At 61.2% G+C, this 15,007-nt stretch carries 11 protein-coding genes; 2 read left to right on the forward strand and 9 right to left on the reverse strand.

Annotation, left to right across the window (positions count from 1 at the left end; translation table 11 throughout):
- Positions 1-156: 156 nt before the first annotated feature.
- The 9 genes from ACIX8_RS10390 to ACIX8_RS10430 all read right to left on the reverse strand — a co-directional run bounded on the left by ACIX8_RS10390 (position 157) and on the right by ACIX8_RS10430 (position 8,884).
- Positions 157-705 (reverse strand): N-acetyltransferase, encoded by a 549-nt coding sequence (locus tag ACIX8_RS10390; protein ID WP_014265295.1) that lies wholly within the window; start codon positions 703-705, stop codon positions 157-159.
- Positions 698-2,209 (reverse strand): argininosuccinate lyase, encoded by a 1,512-nt coding sequence (gene argH / locus ACIX8_RS10395; RefSeq protein WP_014265296.1) that lies wholly within the window; start codon positions 2,207-2,209, stop codon positions 698-700. Before argH ends, ACIX8_RS10390 begins: the two co-directional genes overlap by 8 nt.
- A 132-nt stretch (positions 2,210-2,341) precedes the next feature.
- On the reverse strand, positions 2,342-3,682 hold the full coding sequence (argG, locus tag ACIX8_RS10400; protein ID WP_014265297.1) for an argininosuccinate synthase: 1,341 nt from the start codon (positions 3,680-3,682) through the stop codon (positions 2,342-2,344).
- 58 nt (positions 3,683-3,740) lie between these two features.
- Positions 3,741-4,184: a DMP19 family protein gene (locus ACIX8_RS10405; RefSeq protein WP_014265298.1), complete on the reverse strand. Its 444-nt coding sequence runs from the start codon at positions 4,182-4,184 to the stop codon at positions 3,741-3,743.
- Positions 4,185-4,201: 17 nt separating this feature from the next.
- Entirely contained in the window at positions 4,202-5,338 is a 1,137-nt protein-coding gene (gene argF / locus ACIX8_RS10410) for an ornithine carbamoyltransferase (protein ID WP_014265299.1), read from the reverse strand.
- Entirely contained in the window at positions 5,331-6,593 is a 1,263-nt protein-coding gene (locus ACIX8_RS10415; RefSeq protein WP_014265300.1) for an aspartate aminotransferase family protein, read from the reverse strand. Before ACIX8_RS10415 ends, argF begins: the two co-directional genes overlap by 8 nt.
- Entirely contained in the window at positions 6,590-7,372 is a 783-nt protein-coding gene (gene argB, locus ACIX8_RS10420; RefSeq protein ID WP_014265301.1) for an acetylglutamate kinase, read from the reverse strand. The genes ACIX8_RS10415 and argB overlap by 4 nt, the downstream gene beginning before the upstream one ends.
- Positions 7,369-8,451, reverse strand: a complete 1,083-nt coding sequence (argC, locus tag ACIX8_RS10425) for an N-acetyl-gamma-glutamyl-phosphate reductase (protein ID WP_014265302.1) — start codon at positions 8,449-8,451, stop codon at positions 7,369-7,371. The genes argB and argC overlap by 4 nt, the downstream gene beginning before the upstream one ends.
- Entirely contained in the window at positions 8,444-8,884 is a 441-nt protein-coding gene (locus ACIX8_RS10430; RefSeq protein WP_014265303.1) for an arginine repressor, read from the reverse strand. Before ACIX8_RS10430 ends, argC begins: the two co-directional genes overlap by 8 nt.
- A gap of 202 nt (positions 8,885-9,086) precedes the next feature.
- On the opposite strand from ACIX8_RS10430, the gene ACIX8_RS10435 reads away from it, so the two are divergent.
- Both ACIX8_RS10435 and ACIX8_RS10440 read left to right on the forward strand, forming a co-directional pair.
- Positions 9,087-13,634 (forward strand): glutamate synthase large subunit, encoded by a 4,548-nt coding sequence (locus ACIX8_RS10435; protein WP_014265304.1) that lies wholly within the window; start codon positions 9,087-9,089, stop codon positions 13,632-13,634.
- Between the two features lie 167 nt (positions 13,635-13,801).
- Positions 13,802-14,950 carry a trans-sulfuration enzyme family protein gene (locus ACIX8_RS10440; protein WP_014265305.1) on the forward strand — a complete coding sequence of 383 codons (1,149 nt, stop codon included), beginning with the start codon at positions 13,802-13,804 and terminating at the stop codon, positions 14,948-14,950.
- Positions 14,951-15,007 lie beyond the last annotated feature (57 nt).

The raw sequence follows: 15,007 nt of genomic DNA on the forward strand, positions 1-15,007 counted from the left end.
GTATGGCCTCACACCTGGGGCTTGCGCCCCAGGGTGGGATATACCGCCCCTTTGGGGCTGGGTTTCGTGCCAATTCAAAGCTCTTGAGTAAGGCCCACCTGTGTAATGGCCTGCCATCAAAGGCAAGGCTCTTCTCTACACTCTATCCTCTGCTCTTCATCGCCCGGTACCTGTCGATGTAAGTTGAAGCGTAACGAGTTCGGGTCTCTGCAGCTTGCTGGGGCCGAGCACGGCGACGTTCGGCAGTGGGCCGCGCACCATGGCGACTTCGTCGCACGCGTAGAGGCGTGGGCAGGTCTGGCAGTCCTTGTAGATCTTGTCCGGCATCGCCGTGCGGTCGGCGACGCGGAAGCCGTAGTGATCGAAGAACTCGGGGATGCGCGTGAAGAGGCAGACCGACATCACTTCGTGCTCTTCGGCCTCTTCGATCAGGGCCTTCAGCAGGAGGCCGCCCGCACCGAGGCCCTTGGCCTCCGGCTTTACGACGATGGAGCGCACCTCGGCGAGGTGCGGCCCGTAGAGATGTAGCGCGCCGCAACCCAGGAATTCATCGTCGCGTTCGGCTACCGTGAAGTCGCGGATGTTCTCGCAGATCTCCGCATAGCTGCGGCGCAGGAGAGTGCCGTCGCCAGAGAGGGAGTTGACGAGATCGAAGACATTGCGAGCGTCTTGTACGTGCGCCTTATGGACGCGAATCTCAGCCATGCGCTGCCTCCGTATTTGCAGGATGCAGATCTTCAGTACGCATATTCAAGACGCGCAGCTTCGCTTCCTGGAGAGCTTGTTTGACCCGCGATGTTGCCGTGCCTCCGGTGACATCGTGGCAGTCGAGCGTCGCCCGGAGGCTGATAGCCGCGAAGAAGTCTTCGCTGAAGTGCTCGCTGAGCTGTTGCAGGTCGGAGAGCGGAAGCGCGTTGAGCTCGAGGCCCTTGTCGAGACCGAGGCGGACGGCGTTGCCGATGATCTCGTGGGCCTTGCGGAAGGGAACGCCCTTGTTCGAAAGATACGTTGCCGCAGCCATAGCGTTGAGGTAGCCGGTCTCGGCTGCGGTCTGCATCTTGTCGAAGCGGAATTTAAGGGAGGACGTAAAGCCGGGAAGAACGCGAAGAACGCCGCTGAGGGTGTCGGCGACGTCGAAGATCTGTTCCTGGCCTTCTTGTAAATCTTTGTTGTAGGCGAGCGGCAGACCCTTGATGAGCGTGGCGAGCGCCGTGGCTGCGCCAAGCAGTCGCGCGGACTTTCCGCGAGCCAGCTCGGTGAGGTCGGGGTTCTTCTTCTGCGGCATCGCGGACGAGCCGGTGGAGTAAGCCTCGGGAAGATCGACGAAGCCGAACTCAGCCGTGGCATAGAGGGTGAGCTCTTCGGCGAAACGTGAGATGTGGAGGCCGAGGGTCGAGGCGGCCTGCGCGAAGTCGAGCATGAAGTCGCGGTCGCTGGTGGCATCCATGCTGTTGGGCGTGGGGGCGGTGAATTCGAGGGCTTCGGCTGCGATGGAGCGGTCGAGCGCGAGTGTGGCGCCGGCGACAGCCCCGGAGCCGAGTGGGCAGAAGTTCATGCGGACACGGGCATCGGAGAAGCGCGAGGAGTCGCGCTCCAGCATGCTGACGTAGGCGAGCAGCCAGTGCGCGACGAGGACGGGTTCTGCGCGCTGCAGGTGCGTATAGCTGGGCATGACGGCATCGCCGGCGAGTTCGGCGAGGCTGATGAGGGCGGTGCGCCAGTCGCGCAGGTCGGAGAGCGTCTGGTCGATGGCGTCGCGGACGAAGAGGCGCATGTCCGTGGCGATCTGCTCGTTGCGGCTGCGGCCGGTGTGGAGCTTGAGCGCAAGGCTGCCGACCTCGCGGGTGAGCTCGAGCTCGACGTAGTGATGGATGTCCTCGGCCTGCGGTGCGCTGGCGACGATGGCCGCGCCGATCTGCTGGGTGCTGCTGGTGTACTCCGGTTGGCCGGAGGTGGCAGAGATGCGATGTGCCCAGGCGTCTGTGCGCTGGCCCACGGCCTCCAAGCCGCGAAGCATCTTGTCGAGCTCGTCGGGCGTGAGGATGCCGGCGGCTGCGATGGTGCGGGCGTGGGCGCGGCTGGCGGCTACTTCTTGCGGGAGGAGGCGCCAGTCGAAGGGGAAGGAGCGCTGCCATTGCTCGAAGTCGTAGTCGAGGGGTTCACGGAAGCGGCCGGACCACATCTTTGCGGATTGTTGTTGTTCTGACATCGTTTGTTACAGCCTCAATCATTACTGCCTGTTCAGAGAAGGATATTTCTTTAGCGAGAATGCAGGGCCAGAGGCCCGACTTATGGTGGTGGCTGGTATGAGTCGGGCCTTTGGCCCTCAACTGCAGAGTCGTTACTCCTTGTCGTTGGCGCTGCTTAGTTGCGGCATCTCGGAGCCTTTGCTGAGCGTGAGCAGGCCGCTTTGAGCGTAGGTGATCAGCTTGGCGCGTGTGTCGGTGATGTCGAGGTTGCGCATGGTGAGTTGGCCGATGCGGTCGCGTGGAGAGAAGGTCGATTCGCCCTTCTCCATGGTGAGGCGCTCGGGTTGGAAGGTGAGATTCGGCGAATCAGTATTGAGGATCGAGTAGTCGTTGCCGCGGCGCAGTTCGAGGGTCACCTCACCGGTGACGGGCTTGGCGACCCAGCGCTGTGCGGCTTCGCGCAGCATGATGGCCTGGGGATCGAACCAGCGGCCCTGGTAGAGAAGACGGCCCAGCTTGCGGCCGCTCTCGCGGTACTGCTCGATGGTGTCCTCGTTGTGGATGCCGGTGATCAGGCGCTCGTAGGCGATGAACAGCAGAGCCAGGCCGGGCGACTCGTAGATACCGCGGCTCTTGGCCTCGATGATGCGGTTTTCGATCTGATCGCTCATGCCGAGGCCGTGACGGCCGCCGATGCTGTTGGCTTCGAGCATCAGGGCCACAGGATCTGCGTAGTCCTTGCCGTTGAGGGCGACAGGGAAGCCTTCTTCGAAGCGGACGGTGATCTCTTCACGCTTTACCTCGACGTCGTCGCGCCAGAAGGCGGTGCCCATGATGGGGACGACGATCTTCATGCTGCTGGTGAGCAGCTCGAGGTCCTTGGCTTCGTGGGTCGCGCCCAGGATGTTGGAGTCGGTCGAGTAGGCCTTTTCCGAGGACATCTTGTAGCTGAAGCCGGACTTCTGCATGAAGGCAGACATCTCGGCACGGCCGCCGAGTTCGTCGATGAAGGCGGCGTCGAGCCACGGCTTGTAGACCTTGAGCTCGGGGTTGACGAGCAGACCGTAGCGGTAGAAGCGCTCGATGTCGTTGCCTTTGAAGGTCGAGCCGTCCCCCCAGATGTTGACGTCGTCTTCCTTCATGGCGGTCACCAGCATCGTGCCGGTGACGGCGCGGCCGATGGGGGTCGTGTTGAAGTAGGTGACCCCGGCGGTGGTGATGTGGAATGCGCCGGACTGCAGGGCAGCGATGCCTTCGCGAACCAGCGGGCCGCGGCAGTCGATGAGACGGGCTTTTTCGGCGCCGTACTCGAGCGCCTTACGCGGGATCTCGTCATAATCGGCTTCGTCGGGCTGACCGAGGTTGGCGGTATAGGCGTAGGGCAGCGCGCCCTTCTGCTTCATCCAGTGCAGCGCGGCGCTGGTGTCCAGCCCGCCGGAGAAGGCGATGCCAACCTTCTGGCCGACGGGCAAAGATTCAAGAATTACGGACATGGATGCTGACCTCAATAGCTGTGCTTACAAAACAAGTGGTGTAAGCGAGTTAGATTACTTAGTTGTTGAGTTGAAGGAAAACGTCACTGTGTTTTGCCACGTATTCTTCCATTCGCTGCCATACGCTCTCGTCTCCACAAACCTCGTCGCCGAGAGTAAACAATTCGCTAGTCTCGTCGAGCGTGCTCATGAATTCGTTCCTCTTCTCTTCATTCATTTCTGGATGATCGAACGGAAAGAGTGCGACAGCTCTATCGAGTTTGTTCGCTGCTTCCTGTGCCCCAATTTCACGGTAAGCATTCGAGAAAACGGAGTACGGAGGAGTATGGGGAAAGTCGTTTTCAAAGATGTACCGGAACCCGCCGTTGTCGATCATTGCTTGTACGGTGTAAAGAATGGCGACGGGTTGCAGCACAGGCGGAAGCTTGGTCGGGTCACCCCCAACCTCATCGAGCTTTTTGTAGACTGCTTCTGCTGCCAGATCTAATTGCGACTTCTCCACATCTATTCCTTTACGTACTAGCGTTTGCTGCGGGCCTGCAGGCCGCCGCGATTGCGATGAGAGGGGATGCGCTTGGCTCCGCCGAGCAGCATGAGGATGATGGCCTTCTGCGCGTGCAGGCGGTTCTCAGCCTGGTCGAAGACGACCGACTGCGGCCCGTCGAGCACGGCGTCTGTCACCTCGGCTCCGCGGTGGGCGGGGAGGCAATGCATGAAGGCGGCCGACGGTTGGGCGAGCGCCATGAGTTCTTCGTTGACCTGGAAGGGCTTGAAGATGGGCGCGCGGCGTGCGGCTTCGTGCTCCTGGCCCATGCTGGTGCAGACGTCGGTGTAGATGGCGTCCGCGCCCGTGGCGGCCTTGATGGGATCGTGCGTGAGCGTGAGCGAGCCGCCGGTGTTCTCCGCGATCTCGATGGTCTTGTGAATGATGTCCAGCTTGGGCCCGAAGTTCTTCGGGGTCGCAACGGTGCAGTGCGCTCCGAGCAAGGCGGCTGTCAGCATGAGCGAGTGGCAGACGTTGTTGCCGTCGCCCACGTAGGTGAACTTGAGGCCCATGACCGAACCGAAGCGCTCTTCCAGCGTCATGAAGTCGGCGATGGCCTGGCAGGGGTGCTCGATGTCCGAGAGTGCGTTGATGACGGGAATCTTGGCGTTCTCCGCCATCTCGGTGACGGTGTCGTGCGAGTAGGTGCGCAGAACGATGACGTTCATCCAGCGCTCGAGATTGCGCGCAACATCAGGAATCGACTCGCGCTCGCCGAGCGGAGAGCTTGTCTGGTCAACGAAGACGGCATTGCCGCCGACGGTGTTCATCGCGGTCTCGAAGGTCAGCCGCGTGCGCAGCGAGGCCTTCTCGAAGAACATCACCATCTGCTTGGCATCGAGTGCGTGGCGGAAGTCCTCGGGCTGGGTTTTAACGGCGTGGGCCAGTTCCATAATGGCAGCCATCTCCGGCACGGAGAGATCGGTGATGGAGCAAAGGTCACGGCCTGCGAGACCCTTTGCGGTCTCGGTGAAGGCGCTGTCGGACTGGATGCCAAGAGTAATGGCGGGCTTCGGGATATCGGTGAGGCTCTTGTGATTCATAGCTGTGGTCTTGTTCTCTTCGTTGATGTCTATCATGTCGTCTGCGTTTTCAGCGGCCTTGTTATCCATTTGCTTCTCCAACCAGCGTGGCGCTGGATTTGCTGTGGAGCGTGAACAGCTCGTCAAGCGCAGCGACCGCATGGTCGACGTGTTCGCGCTGAAGGATATAGGGAGGAAGGAAACGCAGTACGGTTTCGTGAGTGCGATTGAGGATGATGTGGCGGGCTAACATGCCGCTCAGGATCTCTTTCGCAAGGTCCGCGGATTCGATTTCGATGCCGATCATCAGGCCGCGTCCGCGAACTTCCTTGATGACGGTGTGCTTTTGCTGCAGGTCACGCAGGCGCGAGACGAAGTAGCCGCCTACGTCGTTGATATGGTCGAGCACCTTTTCCTGCTTCATCGCATCGATGACGGCGATGGCCACAGCGGTAGCCAGGGGATTTCCGCCGAAGGTGGTGCCGTGCATCCCGGGCGTGATGGCGCGGGCGGCCTCTTCGGTGCAGAGCATCGCACCGATGGGAACGCCGCCGCCGAGCGGCTTGGCCAGCGTGGTGACATCGGGCTGAATGCCGTACTGCTGATAGGCGCACCAGGTGCCGGTGCGACCCATGCCGCTTTGGATCTCATCGAGTAATAGCAATGCTCCTGTCGAATCGCAGAGTTCGCGTGCCGTGGCCAGGAACTCCTGCGAGACGGGGTTGATGCCGCCTTCGCCCTGAATGACTTCGATGGCAATTGCGCAGACATCGCTGGAGAACGCTGCGCGAAGTGCTGCAACGTCGTCGAAGGGAACGAACTCGACATCGGGCATCACGGGAGCGAAGGGGGAACGGTACTTCTCCTTGTGCGTCGTGGCGACGGAGCCCATGGTGCGGCCGTGGAAGCTGTGTTCGAGCGCCAGGAACTTCGTTCCGATGTTCTTGCCTTCAGAGCGCAGCAGGCCTGCATGAGCGCGGGCGAGCTTCAGCGCGGCCTCCCAGGCTTCAGTGCCGCTGTTGCAGAAGAACACGCGGTCCATGCCGGTGATCTCGGTCAGGCGCAGTGCGAGCTCCGTGGTGCCGCGATGGTGGAAGAGGTTCGACGTGTGCAGAAGCTGGCGGCTCTGGGTAGCGATGGCCTCGGTGATAGCCGGATGGCCGTAGCCCAGGGCGCAGACGCCGATGCCGCTCAGCAGGTCGAGGTAGTCGTTGCCCTTTTCGTCGCGCAGGTGCACGCCTTCTCCGCTGACAAAGAGCAGGGGATAGCGTTCATAGGTCTGCAGCAGAAGCTTCGATTCGGCTACCTGCAAGTCCTGAAGTGTATTGCCTGTTGCGTGGTTCATGCGACCATCACCTCCGTTCCATCGTTTACGCGTGAGTTCAAGAGATCGGGGAGAACTTTGGCGCTCTCTGCGGGAAGGATACGCACCCGCTTGACCCCATGCATCAATGCTTCCTTACAAGCGTTCAGTTTCGGCAGCATGCCGCCGGAGACGACCGACTGCTCTTCCAGGGCTGCAACCTCCTTAAGCCGGAGCCAGCGCATCACCTTGCCGTCAGCTCCTTTGACACCCGGTACGTCGGTAAGAAAGACGAGGACATCGGCCTGTGTGGCTACAGCACAGGCCGAGGCCATCTCGTCGGCGTTGATGTTGTAGTACTCACCGTCGAAACCGAGCGCTATAGATGAGATGACAGGAACGGCTCCCATGGTCCAGATGGCATCGAGCCACTTGGGGTCGGTTGCCGCGATTTCGCCCACAAACCCAAGATCCGGTGTGGTTTTTTTCTTGCGCGCGCGGAAGACGTGACCGTCGCCTCCCGTCAGGCCGACTGCCTGTTGTCCGCACTGGTCGAGCGCTGCCACCAGCGATTTGTTCACGCGGCCGCCGAGCACCATCAGCGCGGCATCGCGGGTTTCCGCATCGGTGATGCGCAGGCCGGCGACGAACTCGCTCTTTTTACCCATCTGCGCGAGCAATTTTGTGAGCTGTACGCCACCGCCGTGGACGAGGGCAACCTGGTTGCCGTCCCTGGCGAGATCGGCGACGGACTTGGCGCAGAGCTGCAGCAGGTCGGGTCTTTCGAGCGCTGCGCCGCCGAGCTTTACAACATATTTCATAGCAGTCCTTCTGACTCATGCCATCCGGCCATGAGGTTCATGTTCTGCACGGCTTGCGAAGCCGCGCCTTTCAAGAGATTGTCGAGACACGAGATCACGACGAGACGCTTCCCGTCGGGAGAAAGTTGAAATCCGATATCGCAGAAGTTGTTGCGGACCACGTGTTGAATCTGCGGAAGCATGGGAGAGCGGCGAACGCGAACCATCGGACTACTGATGTAGAACTCGTCGAAGCAATCCTGGATTTTCTTGATGCTGCCCACTTCATTTAAGCGTACGTAGATTGTTGAAAGGATACCGCGTGGGATGGGCAACAGGTGCGGCGTGAACTGAATCTGCTCCGTGGTGAGGTGGAGCTGTTCGAGCATTTCGCCGGTGTGCCGGTGTCCGAAGACTGCGTAGGCTGAGAGGTTATCGGCGGCGTACATGAAATGGGTTCCGGGCGACGGGGTTTTGCCCGCGCCGCTGACGCCGGACTTCGAGTCACAGATGATGCCGCAGTCGAGATCCGCAAGGTTGGCGCGAAGCAGAGGCGCGAGCGCCAGGATGATCGAGGTCGCATAACAACCCGGATTCGCGACGAGGCGGGCATTCGCGATGGCGGGACCGTGCAGCTCCGGCGAGCCGTAGACAGCCTCTGCTTGCAGGGTGGCTGCGGCAGCAGGGTCGGAATCTGTGAGCTTGTAGATGGCGCGATTGTCGGCCTCTTGCAGACGCCACGCGGCGCTCAGGTCGACGACCTTGATGCCGTGCGCGAGGGCGATGGGCGCCCACTCGCGAGCCTGTTCATGGGGGGTCGCGAGGAAGAGCAGCTCGATGCCTTCGCGCTGGAGCTGGTCCCAGTCGAAGGGAGAGACACTGAGATTATCGGCGTTCGCGAGGCCGGAGAGCTGGGGATGCAGGCTGGTCAGCGCGACCGATCCACCGTCGGCGCCGGGACCGTCCATACGGCCCAGAAACATGGGCGGCGTTAGAACCAGGCGTGGGTGGCAGAGAAGCAGACGCGCGAGTTCGGCCCCGGCGTATCCGCTGACGCCGGCCACCGCCGTGCGCAGCGTAGTGGCAACTGTTTTAGGCAATGTAAGCCTCAATTCGGGTTTTTAAGATCTCTGCTCTACGAGCATCGGCGCAGATGATCAATACAGTGTTATCGCCGGCGATGGTTCCCACCACCTCGTCCCATTCTTCATAGTCCATGCCGGCGGCGACAGGCTGTGCTCCGCCCGTCGTCGTGAGAACGACGAGAAGGTTCTGAGCCTGGCGTACCTCGAGGCTAAAGTTCCGCAGAACATCCTGAAGCATGGGGAAGTCATTCTCCTCATGCTCTGCGCCGTTCGGCAGCGCGTAGCCGCCGGGGCCTTTCATCAGCTTCAGTTCGCGGATATCGCGGGAGAGTGTTGCCTGCGTTACATGGATGCCTTTGCCGGCCAGTTTGCGCCGCAGTTCGTCCTGGTTGGTGACGGAGGTCTTTACCAGGAGGTCTTTGATCGCGTTGTGCCGGTGACTTTTCATGCATTATGCCGTTCCTGGTCCCGAATTTTTAAGCAGAGAAATGCGTGACGAAAAATCAGCCACGCACTGTGCATAAAAATCCAAACACTATGTATAAATATACATGAGCCCTGCGTCAAGACCTCGTGGCGCGCCGCTCAAAAATACTTGTGGAGAAACGTCCGGACTTTCCTCCAGTGAGTTTTCGGACGTATAGTGAACCATGGACCAGTCTTATCCAGAACGACAAGGGCGTGCTTCCAGAAAGCGCGTTCACGAAGAGCAGTCTCTGCAGGGCTCCACCGGTACGGTTGCCAGCTCTCTGATTGACGCTCGTTTCGAGCATGACTCCTGCGGCGTGGGCTTTGTCGCCTCCGTCCTTGGTAAAGCGAGCCACAAGATTTTGCAGGATGCGTTGACGGCTTTATCGCGCCTTGAACATCGTGGCGCGGTGGCATCCGATGGCGCCAGCAGCGATGGCATTGGACTGATGTCCAACGTGCCGCGTGAGCTTTTGCTCCGTGCCACCGGTGTTGAGTTGAGCGACTCCGCGTTGCTGGGTGTCGGCATGCTGTTTCTTCCCCAGGATGAGACGCGGGCTGAAGCTGTGATGGAGAGCTGCCTGGCCTCGCAGGACCTCGGCGTTCTGGCGTGGCGCGATGTTCCGACGCGCCCGGAAATTCTGGGTGAGATCGCCCTGAGCACCATGCCGAAGATTCGCCAGGTGCTGGTCGCCGACATTACAAGAGACGATGCTGCGGATTCGATGGAGCGCAGGCTCTATCTCGCGCGCAAGCAGTTCGAACGCGCGGAAGAGCTGAAGGAAGTGACAGGCTACGTCTGTTCGCTCTCGTCGACGACGCTGGTCTACAAGGCCATGTGCCTGGGTCGTCTGCTGCCTGAGTTCTATCCCGATCTCGCGTCGCCGGAGTACGTTACGAGCTTCGCGATCTTTCATCAGCGCTATGCGACGAACACCCTGCCTGCGTGGCATCGTGCGCAGCCCGGCCGCAAGCTGGGACACAACGGTGAGATCAACACCGTGTGGGGCAACCGCGCCCGCATGGATGCTCGCGATTCCACGCTGCCGGTGGAGTGCAAGCCGGTGTTGACCAAGGACGGAACAGACTCCACGTCGCTGGACGAGACGATTGAGCTGCTCTCGCAAAATGGACGCACCATCGCTGAGAGCGTACGCATGCTGTTGCCGCCCGCGATTGTGAAGCGCGTGCATCCGTTCCTGAAGTACCACAACGATTGCGCAGAGCCGTGGGATGGACCGGCGGCGATCTCGTTCAGCGATGGCGTCGTGGTGGGCGCGGCCCTGGACCGCAATGGCCTGCGGCCTTGTCGTTACGCCATCACGAGCGATGGGCTGATGGTAGCGGGAAGCGAAGCCGGGCTGGTCGATCTCGATCCGGAGACCGTGATCGAGAGTGGACGGTTGGGACCGGGCGAGATGATTGCCGTCGATATGGCGGAGCACATGATCTACCACAACGAGGAGATGCTGGACGCGTTCGACGCGAAGGCAACCTACGCGCTGCTGGTGGAAGATGCGCCGCTGGAGGCGATTGACGCTCCTGAGATCAGTGCCGACCTGGCGGGTCTGCAGCGCGGATTCGGATACACCAAAGAAGACGTCAACATGATCCTGAAGCCGATGGCAGGAACGGGCAAGGATGCCGTGTGGTCCATGGGCGACGATACGCCGCTGGCCTTCCTGGCGCGGTCGCCGCGGCCTCTGTATGCGTTTTTCCGGCAGCGGTTTGCGCAGGTCACCAACCCGGCGATCGATCCGTTGCGCGAGGCGATCGTCGTCTCGCTGCACACGCGTCTCGGCCCCTGGCCGCACATGCTGGACAAGAATGCGCCGTTGCCGGGCATCTCGCTTAGCTCCCCCTTTCTGTCGCTGGGACAGCTTGCGGCCCTGCGTGCGGACAAGTATCCGCATAGCGATGCTCTACAACTCAAAGAGATGGCATGCCTGTATGCGCCGGAGACTTCGCTGGAACAGGCGATCGTCGATCTCTGCGCGGATGCTGTCAATCTCGTGCGTTCGGGAGCCAAACTGCTACTACTGACTGACCGTGGTGCCAGCACCAGCAAGCTTCCTGTCCCGATGGCGATGGCCACCGGGGCTGTCCACGAGGCACTTGTCGTTGCGGGGCTTCGTACGCTGTGCGGTCTGGCGGTCGAGGCAGGGGACTGCCGCGACATCCACCATGCGGCTGTGCTGATCGGCTATGGCGCAGGCGTGGTCTGCCCGTGGCTGGCGCTGGAGACGGCGCGCAGCCTGCAACCGGAAGGCGTCGACGGCGAGAAGATGATGTTGAAGGCGCTCGATGCCGGGCTGGCGAAGGTCATGTCGAAGATGGGCATCTCCGTGGTGGACAGCTATCGCGGGGCGCATCTGTTCGACATCCTCGGACTCCATGCGAGCGTGGTCAATACCTGCTTCCCAAATACTCCCGCGCCGTTGTCAGGCATCGGATTCTCCGAACTGGATCGCCGCTTGCGCCTGGGCTGGCAGCCGCCTGCTGAGGCTGCGCCGACGACCGACCTGCCGGACTTTGGCTGGGTGCGCTTCCGTAAGGCCGATTCGGCTGAGCCGCATATGTGGCAGCCACCAAACGTCAAGGCTTTGCAGACTGTTGTGGGCAGCGCCCGCGGTGTTGCGGCCAGCACCGATCCGGCCAGCGCCTTTGCCATCTTCAGCCGCAATGTGGATTCCGTTGAGGCGGTTACGCTGCGCGATCTGCTGGAGATTCGTCCGGCTGGTGCAGAGTTGGCGCTTGACGAGGTTGAAACGCCCGAGAGCCTTTGCAAGCGCTTCATCGCGAGCGCCATGTCTCTTGGCTCGCTGAGCCCAGAGGCGCACCAGACCATTACGCAGGCGATGAACTCGCTGGGTGCACGCTCGAACACGGGTGAAGGCGGAGAAGATCCGGCTGTCTATCGTCCGGCGGGAGCTACCCCTCTCGGTGGCCCGGAGGGCGGCGGAGCCACGTTGGCTGCGTCCTCAAATCAGAGCGGTGGAACGGCGGTTGCGGAGCTTGTGGCTGCGCCTGCGGTGCATGGCTCGCTGAATAACAAGATCAAGCAGATCGCTTCCGGACGTTTTGGCGTTACGGCGGAGTATCTGGCGCACGCCGAAGAGATCGAGATCAAGGTTGCGCAGGGCGCCAAGCCTGGCGAAGGCGGACAGCTTCCAGGGCACAAGGTCTCCGGGCTGATCGCTCGCCTGCGTCATGCGCAGCCGGGGGTTTCGCTCATCTCGCCTCCGCCGCATCACGACATCTACTCGATTGAAGATCTCGCACAGCTCATCTATGACCTGAAGCGCGTGAACCCGAGGGCTGCGGTGGGCGTCAAGCTGGTCTCGAGCTGCGGCGTCGGTACGGTAGCGGCGGGCGTTGCGAAGGCCTATGCGGACTTTATCGTTATCGCCGGAAACACCGGTGGCACCGGTGCTGCGGCGTTGTCGAGCATCAAGTACGCGGGTAATCCGTGGGAGCTTGGTCTGGCCGAGGCGCAGCAGTTGCTTCGCACCAATGGCATGCGTGACCGTGTTCGTCTGCGTACCGATGGCGGCATTACGACGGCTCGCGATGTGCTGGTTGCAGCCCTGCTGGGAGCGGACGAGTATGCGTTTGGAACCGCTGTGCTGGTCGCGCTGGGTTGCGACATGGCGCGCCAGTGCCATCTGAATACCTGTCCTACCGGCATTGCGACGCAGAAGCCGGAGTTGCGCGCGAAGTTCCGCGGTAAGCCGGAGCACGTCGTTCAGTTCTTCCGCCAGCTCTCCGCAGACCTGCAGCGCCTGCTGGCGAAGTTCGGCCTGCCCAGCCTCGAAGCGGCGATTGGCCGTGTCGATCTGCTGGAGCAGGTGCGCTTTGACGGCAATCTCGATCTCACCCCGATGCTCTCTGCTGCGGGGGATGGTCCTACGCGCTGGATGGGCGTACGCAATGAACGACCGGGTCAGGACCATCCTTTGGATGATCCCTGGACGAAGCCTGCCATTGCGGCTGCGCGGGAGGGCAAGGCTTACTCGGTGAGTGCGATCATCTGCAACGAGCATCGCGCTGTTGGCTCAAGGCTTGCGGGGGAGTTGTCGGTGCTGCGCGCCAAGGGCGAACTCGATGTCGCGGATGTGACCTTCGATCTTGAAGGCACGGCGGGGCAGTCGTTCGGAGCGTTTGCGGCTACGGGTATGAAGCTGGTGCTCACCGGTCAGGCGAATGACTTCGTAGGCAAGGGCCTCTCCGGTGGCGAGTTGATCATGCGTGCGGTTGGCCGTGCTGCGGAACGCAGTGACGAGCATGTGCTGCTGGGCAACGTGGCGCTCTACGGTGCGACTGCGGGTAAGCTGTTCGCTGCCGGCCGCGCAGGTGAGCGGTTCGCCGTGCGTAACTCAGGCGTGACGGCGGTGATCGAAGGTGTGGGCGACCATGCCTGCGAGTACATGACCGGCGGTGAGGTGGTCATCCTCGGCGAAGTGGGCATCAACTTTGGCGCTGGTATGACCGGCGGCACGGCGTGGGTGCTCGATAACGCGCAGACGATGATTCGCGACGTTCGTTATCACACGGAGTTCCTGGAAGCACAGGAGTTCGGACAGGCGGAGCCGGAGCAGCAGGCTGCTCTGAGGAGGCTGATCGAAGAGCATGTGAAGCGCTCGGAGAGCACGCTTGGAACGCGGCTGCTGCAGGACTGGCAGACGGCTTCCAAGAACTTCGTGTTGTTTACGCCGAAGCCCCAGGCTTAGGACAGGCAACTGCAAACGCAGAGTACGCCAAGAACGCCAAGTTTGCGCAGAGTTACTTTGCGTCAACTTAGCGTTCTCGGCGTACTCTGCGTTTGTCTTTGGGATGCTCGTCGCAGTTCTATACCATGATCTAGTGCGAGCCTGTGGGCCGCCGGGAAAGAAGAGCCATGTCAGACTCGAAATACGGTTTTGCCACACGCGCTATCCATGACGGGCAACAGCCCGATCCTTTGACCGGTGCCGTGAACGTACCGATCTACCTGACCTCGACGTACCAGCAGGAAGCGATCGGCAAGAACAAGGGCCACGAGTACGCCCGGCTCACCAACCCCACGCGCGATGCTCTGGAAGAGAGCCTGTGCTCGCTCGAAGGTGGTACCTCGGCGCACTGTTTCGGTTCGGGCATGGCGGCGATTACGGCGCTCTGCACGATGATGAAGGCTGGAGACCATGTTGTCTGCTCGGACAACGTGTATGGCGGCACCTCGAGGCTCTTCGACAAGGTGCTGGTGCACTATGGTTTGACGTTTACCTATGTCGATACGAGCAACGCCGAGAATGTGCGTGCCGCGATCCGTCCTGAGACGAAGCTGGTTCATATTGAAACGCCGACAAACCCGATGATGTCCGTGACGGATATTCGTGCGGTGGCTGAGATCTGCCACGCGAAGGGTGTTGAGTTGAGCGTCGACAATACCTTTCTGTCGCCGTATCTGCAGAGGCCCATCGAACTCGGCGCGGATATTGTGATGCACTCGACGACGAAGTTTCTCAACGGGCACTCGGATGGTCTGGGCGGTGTACTGGTTTGCACGAAGCCCGAGCAAGCGGAACGCTTCCGTTTTGTGCAGAAGTGCACCGGTGGCATCCTCTCGCCGTTCGACAGCTACCTGCTGTTGCGCGGCGTAAAGACGCTGGCCGTGCGCATGAAGCAGCACGACACGAATGGCCGCGCTGTTGCGGAGTTCCTGGTGGAGAAGCTTGGCGCGGATAAGGTGTTCTATCCGGGGCTTGCGACGCATCCGCAGCATGAACTGGCGAAGCGGCAGCAGCGGGGATTTGGTTCGATGTTGTCGCTCGAGTTGGGGTCGCTGGAGAAGGCCAATGCCTTCGCGTCGCGGCTGAAGCTGTGCTATTTGGCGGAGTCGCTCGGGGGCGTTGAGACGCTGATCTGCCATCCGGCGACGATGACTCATGCGGCTGTTGGTGCGGAGGGGCGCGCTAAGCTGGGGATCACCGATGGGTTGATGCGGATCTCGGTGGGCATTGAAGAGGTGGAAGATATTATTGCGGATCTGACGCAGGCGCTGGCGTAGTTGTCTTTCGTCGTCATCCTTCAGCTACGCTTCAGGATGACGACGAAAAACAAACAA

The organism is Granulicella mallensis MP5ACTX8 (genome assembly GCF_000178955.2).
GTDB lineage: Bacteria > Acidobacteriota > Terriglobia > Terriglobales > Acidobacteriaceae > Granulicella > Granulicella mallensis.

Bases quoted from the DNA above. Each gene is read 5' to 3' on its own strand.
- ACIX8_RS10430 (WP_014265303.1), bottom strand. From the start codon at position 8,884: ATGAAAAGTCACCGGCACAACGCGATCAAAGACCTCCTGGTAAAGACC.
- ACIX8_RS10390 (WP_014265295.1), bottom strand. From the start codon at position 705: ATGGCTGAGATTCGCGTCCATAAGGCGCACGTACAAGACGCTCGCAAT.
- argF (WP_014265299.1), bottom strand. From the start codon at position 5,338: ATGGATAACAAGGCCGCTGAAAACGCAGACGACATGATAGACATCAAC.
- ACIX8_RS10440 (WP_014265305.1), top strand. From the start codon at position 13,802: ATGTCAGACTCGAAATACGGTTTTGCCACACGCGCTATCCATGACGGG.
- argB (WP_014265301.1), bottom strand. From the start codon at position 7,372: ATGAAATATGTTGTAAAGCTCGGCGGCGCAGCGCTCGAAAGACCCGAC.
- argH (WP_014265296.1), bottom strand. From the start codon at position 2,209: ATGTCAGAACAACAACAATCCGCAAAGATGTGGTCCGGCCGCTTCCGT.
- ACIX8_RS10415 (WP_014265300.1), bottom strand. From the start codon at position 6,593: ATGAACCACGCAACAGGCAATACACTTCAGGACTTGCAGGTAGCCGAA.
- ACIX8_RS10435 (WP_014265304.1), top strand. From the start codon at position 9,087: ATGGACCAGTCTTATCCAGAACGACAAGGGCGTGCTTCCAGAAAGCGC.
- argG (WP_014265297.1), bottom strand. From the start codon at position 3,682: ATGTCCGTAATTCTTGAATCTTTGCCCGTCGGCCAGAAGGTTGGCATC.